This window comes from Corynebacterium glyciniphilum AJ 3170, assembly GCF_007673095.1.
GTDB lineage: Bacteria > Actinomycetota > Actinomycetes > Mycobacteriales > Mycobacteriaceae > Corynebacterium.
Genome location: NZ_VDYZ01000423.1, coordinates 1 through 220 on the forward strand (window position 1 = coordinate 1; position 220 = coordinate 220).

Consider the following 220-nt stretch of genomic DNA (forward strand, 5'->3'; position numbering starts at 1 on the left):
CCACCCACTGCCCAGCACGTAGCACGGCTGGTCCGGGTGGGTCTGGTAGGCGTTGACGGTGACTGTCAACTGGTCGCGGTGCCCGCCGAGCAGGCGCAGGGCGACCTGTCCCCGGCAGTGCGACATCAACGGGGCAGGCGGGGGTGGGGTGTCGGTTTCGGTGTCGTTGCTTTCTGTGGTCGTGTCTGTCGTGTCTGTCATTGTTTCCCGGCGGGTCTCC

Annotated in this window: 1 pseudogene; it reads right to left on the bottom strand. The window is 66.8% G+C overall.

The features are described 5' to 3' along the window. Positions 1-201, bottom strand: a pseudogene (locus tag FS507_RS17375) (hypothetical protein); the annotation flags it as partial. Between the last annotated feature and the right edge of the window lie 19 nt (positions 202-220).